Source organism: bacterium (genome assembly GCA_030654305.1).
Lineage (GTDB): Bacteria > Krumholzibacteriota > Krumholzibacteriia > LZORAL124-64-63 > LZORAL124-64-63 > PNOJ01.
In genome coordinates this window covers 1-4966 of the sequence record JAURXS010000197.1, presented here as the reverse complement: position 1 = coordinate 4966, position 4966 = coordinate 1, and the positions used below count along the sequence as shown (strand labels likewise).

At 70.7% G+C, this 4966-nt stretch carries 4 protein-coding genes; all 4 read left to right on the top strand.

What is annotated here, in order from left to right; all coding sequences use genetic code 11:
- The first annotated feature begins 376 nt into the window (after positions 1-376).
- Positions 377-973 carry an ECF-type sigma factor gene (locus tag Q7W29_05175; protein ID MDO9171208.1) on the top strand — a complete coding sequence of 199 codons (597 nt, stop codon included), beginning with the start codon at positions 377-379 and terminating at the stop codon, positions 971-973.
- Positions 963-3488 carry a serine/threonine-protein kinase gene (locus tag Q7W29_05170; protein ID MDO9171207.1) on the top strand — a complete coding sequence of 842 codons (2526 nt, stop codon included), beginning with the start codon at positions 963-965 and terminating at the stop codon, positions 3486-3488. Before Q7W29_05175 ends, Q7W29_05170 begins: the two co-directional genes overlap by 11 nt.
- Before the next feature lie 49 nt (positions 3489-3537).
- Positions 3538-3903, top strand: a complete 366-nt coding sequence (locus tag Q7W29_05165) for an FHA domain-containing protein (GenBank protein MDO9171206.1) — start codon at positions 3538-3540, stop codon at positions 3901-3903.
- Positions 3904-4019: 116 nt separating this feature from the next.
- A partial coding sequence (locus Q7W29_05160; GenBank protein ID MDO9171205.1) for a hypothetical protein occupies positions 4020-4966 on the top strand: 947 nt, incomplete at its 3' end.

Sequence of the window (4966 nt, the reverse complement as noted above, 5' to 3'; positions counted from 1 at the left end):
GTCATGATCCATGGCGCTCCCATCCGGCGCCCCCGACAGGGAGGCACCCAGGGTGAAGGTCGCGGCCAGAACGGCCATCAGGCTCGACGTGCGGGCGCGGATGTCGAGCGTGCGGGTCACGGTCTTCAGGCCTCCGGGGTTCATCCAAAAGCACAACTTAGACATCCTCAGGCAATCGCGCCTGCTAGGGCTCCGTGGCACCTCGCCGGGAACCGCCCCCCCCGCGCCACCGGGGTAGATTCCGCTGATCCGACCTTCCGTGTAGTGGTATAATGGCAATCGATGATCAGAATGGTGCGGCCCCTCCGGAGGCGCGGCCACGGCGTATCAGCCCAGGCCGCGTCCCTGCGTCGGCAGCCGTGCCGGGGGGCCGTCCATGCCAGCCAATTCGTCACCCGCCCAGGGCGTCACGCTCCTGTTGCACGCCGCGCGTGACGGGGACGAGGCCGCGCGCGAGCATCTCTACCAGACCGTGTACGCCGAGCTCCACGCCATCGCGCGGCGACACATGAGCCACGAGCGGGCGGGGCACACGCTCGAACCCGCGGGGCTGGTGAACGAGGCGATGTTGCGGCTGCTGGACCGCGAAATCCTGTCCTTCGAGGATCGCCAGCAGTTCCTGCGGGCCTTCTCCCTGGTGATGAGACGGGTCCTGGTCGACCACGCGCGGGCCCGCAACGCGGCCAAGCGGGGGGCCGGCCTGCGCGTCACGCTGCACGACGAGATCGCCGACCCCGCCCGGTCGCCGCTGGACGCGCTGGAGCTGGACCGCGCCCTGACCAAGCTCGCCGCCGCGGAGCCCCGCTGGGCGCAGGTGGCGGAGCTGCGATTCCTGCTCGGGCTCGAAGTCGTCGAAGTCGCCTCGATGCTCGAGGTATCCACCGCCACGGTGAAGCGCGACTGGCGTTTCGCGAAGGCCTGGCTGGCCCGGGAACTGGGCGGCGAGCCGCCGGAGGACCTCCGTGACGCATGAGACCGACCGGCTGCGGCGGCTTCGCGAGTTGTTCGACGCCGTGATCGACCTGCCGCCCGCCGAACGTCGCGCGGCGCTGGAGTCACGCGCCGCCGGTGATGCCGGGCTCGTCCTTGTGGTCGCCGCCCTGATCGGCGAAGCGGAACGCACGGCGCCGGCCCTGGCCACCGGCAACGGCGGGCCCGACGCGGCCGCGCCCGGCGACGCCTCGGCCCTGGTCGGCCAACGCCTCGGCCCCTACGACGTGGTGCGTCTCGTCGGTCTCGGCGGCATGGGCGCCGTCTACGAGGCGCTGCGCCGGGAGGACCGATACGACCGTCGCGTGGCGATCAAGCTGGTCCGCCTCGAACTCAGCCAGCCGCTCACGCTGGCCCGCTTCCGGCGCGAGCGCCGGATCCTCGCGTGCCTGCAGCACCGCAACATCGCCACCCTGCTCGACGGCGGGGTCGGGCCCGACGGGCGGCCGTTCCTCGTCATGGAATACGTCGAAGGCGAGCCCATCACCGCGTGGTGCGACCGTCGCGCGCTGACGGTGCCGCAGCGCCTGTCGCTGTTCCGGCAGGTGTGCGCCGCGGTGCAGCACGCCCACCGCAACCTCGTCATCCATCGCGACCTCAAGCCCGGGAACATCCTGGTGACCGGGGACGGCGACGTGAAGCTGCTCGACTTCGGGGTGGCCAAGCTGCTGGACCCGCAGGTCGAGGAAGAGATGCCGCCGACGCGCGGCGGCGTGCGGGCCTACACGCCGGAGTACGCGAGCCCCGAGCAGATCCGCGGCGAGACCCTCACCACGTCTTCCGACGTGTACTCCCTGGGGGCCGTGCTCTACGAGCTGCTGTCCGGACAACGCCCGCACCCCGGCGGCGGGTCGGTGGCGTCCCTCGAACGCGCGGTGATCGAGGAACCGGTCGCGCGGCCGAGCGCGGCGGCCACCGAACAGGCGGCGCAGCGGTGCGGCGAGCGGAGCGCCGCGCGCCTGCGGCGGCGGCTGGCCGGGGACCTCGACCACATCGTGCTGCGGGCGCTGCGGCCCGAGCCGGAGTCGCGCTATCCCTCCGTCGAAGCGATCGCGGACGACCTGCAACGCTGGCTCGAGGGCCGGCCGGTGCAGGCGCAGCGCGGCTGGATCGGCTACCGGCTGCGGAAGTTCCTCCTGCGCAACCGTGCGGCGACCGCGGCCACGACCCTGCTCGTGCTGTCGCTGGCGGCCGGGATGATCGCCACCGGCAGCGAGGCGCGCCACGCGCGCCGCGCGCAGCTGCAGGCCGAGCGGATCAGCGGCTTCCTCGAGGTCCTGCTGCAGTCGGTGCGCCCCGCGAGCGGCCGGCGCGACGTCATGGTCTCCGAGGTGCTCGACGAGGCCGCGCAGCGGTTGGGGACGGAGATGGCCGCCGAGCCGGAGGTGCGCGCCCGCCTGGAAGAGGTGATCGGGCAGAGCGAAGCGGCCATCGGCCGACTCGACGAGGCGCTGCGGCACCTGAACGAGGCCGCGCGCCTGCAGGAACAGCTCACGGGGCGCCGCAGCGTCCCGTACGTCGTGACCCTGACGTACGTGGCCAACGCCTACCTCGCCAGCGGCGAGCTGGCGCGCGCGGATTCGGTCATCGGCGTCGGCCTGGATATCCAGCGTTCGCTCACGGCCCGGCCCGACACCCTGTACGCCTCGCTGCTGGGGATGCGGGGCAGCATCGCCAACGCGCGCGGGGAATCGGCGGCGGCGGCGCGGGCGCACCGCGAGGTGCTGGACATCCGGCTGCGCCTGCTGGACAAAAACTCCGACCTGGTCGGCAGCTCGCTGAACAACCTGGCCGTGGCTCTCGGCACCCAGGGGCGCTGGGCGGCCGCCGAGTCGCTGCAGCGGGCGTCGCTGGCCATCGCGACGGCCAACCACCCGCCGCCGAGCCTGGAAGTGACCAACATCAAGAACAGCCTGGCCACCGCCCTGGATCTGCAGGGGAAATACGCCGAGGCGGAGACCCTGTACGCCGACGTCCTGGCGCAGCGCGAACGCCTCTTGGGTCGCGAGCATCCCGACTACGCGTCCACGCTGATGAACTACGCCGGCTTCGAGTTCGATCGCGGCCGCTACGAACTGGCGGCGGACCTCAGCCGGCAGCTGCTCTCGCTGCGCGGAGGGACGCTGCCGGACAGCCATCAGGCCATCGCCTCGGCCCTGCAGACGCTGGGGCGCTGCCTGGACGGTCTGGGCCGGCACGACGAGGCCGGGCGCGCCCTCGGGGAGAGCCTGGCGCTGCGGCAACGCTATCTGGGAGAGGACAGCTGGCTCGTGGGCAGCTCCAAGGGAGTGCTCGGCGAACACTTCACGCTGATCCGCGACTTCCCGCGGGCCGAGGGCCTCCTGCGGGAGGCCGACGCGATCCTCGGCGGAACCCTGGGACCCGGGCACGCCCGCACGGTGCAGAACCTGCGCCGGCTGTTGGCGCTCTACGAAGCCTGGCCGCGTCCCGAACGGGCGGAGCAGGTGCGCGCCCTTATTTCCACGTCGAAACCCTGATCCCCGGGGCCGGCCGTTTGCGCTCTCCTTGGTGAAGGAGGAGCGCACCATGGAAGCCGGCGTCGCCCAGATCATTTTCCGCCATCTCACGGGCTCCCGCGCGACCCACGTGGACGTAGTGCCGCTGGGCGCGCACCGTGAACTGATCCTCGGCCGCGCACGTTCGGCCGCCGTGCGGTTCGCTCCCCGACTCGACGACGCCGTGGGCCGCTACCATGCACGCATCGAGCCCGGTGCTGAACCGGGGCGCTTCCTGGTCACGGACCTCGGCAGCCGCAACGGAACCCTGCTCAACGGCCGTCCGGTGGCGGGCCCGACCGCCCTGCGTTCAGGCGACGTCCTGCAACTCGGCGCGGACGGCCCTCGGCTCGAGTTCCTGTTGGAGTACACGCCGGTGCCTGCTGCCACCACGTGAGTGGCCAGGCCGCCCGTCCTGACACCAAACCGTCCAACAATCTGGGTCCACTTCACCAATGCAACAGGGGGACAATCATGATTCACCGGAAATCGAATCGGGCACGATCCGCGGTCTTGCTGACTGCTGCGATCCTGCTCCAGTCCTTGGCGGCGAACGCCACCGACTTCACTTCGCACTGGAACAGCGCCACCGACGGCGCCTGGGAGACCGCCGCCAACTGGTCGCCGGTCGGCGTGCCGAACAACGGCGCCAACCGGTATGCAGCCGTCCTGGATCACTCCGGGCCCATCACGGCCCTCATCACGAGCACCGTAACCATCGATTCGCTCTACGTGGACGACGAAGACGAAGTGCAGGTCGGCAACTACTACCACCTGCAGGTCTCGAGCTCCCAGGGTCGCCGGGGCATCGAGAACCGCGGCGTCATCAGGCTCAATTCCCTCTCCTCCTGGACCTACTTGACCGTCCAGGACGGACCGGTCAGACTGACCGGGGGCGGCGAACTGATCGGCGGCGGCACCACCAGCCTCTACAACATCGTCAACGGCACCGGCGGCGGTTCGTTGATCAACGTGGACAACACGATCCGCGGCGCCATGAACCTGGGCTATGACACGATCGCCATGGACAACCAGGGATCCATCATCGCCGACAACCCGCTCCACCGGTTGCTGCTGGACCCCAGCAGCGGCGGCATGACCAATTCGGGCCTGATCCGCGCCGAGAACGGCGCCGTGATGGAGTTGAACACCGGCGACTACGACAACACCGGCGGCGTGTTCGAGGCCGTCGACGGCGGGACGGTCAAGCTGTCGGGCACCTCCGCCATCACGGGCGGCACGCTGCAGACGTCCACCGGCGGCGAGTTCCTGGTCAACACCTATGCCGCGCGCTTCATCGACCTGACCAGCCTGGGCCGCGTGCGCGTGGGCAACGGCTACAGCCTCTACGTGGAAGGGACCATCGCCAACCAGGACACCCTCCATCTCGACTCCACCAGCACCTGGTCCTACCTGTATACGGCCAACGGCCCCGTCACACTGACCGGCGGCGGCGTGGT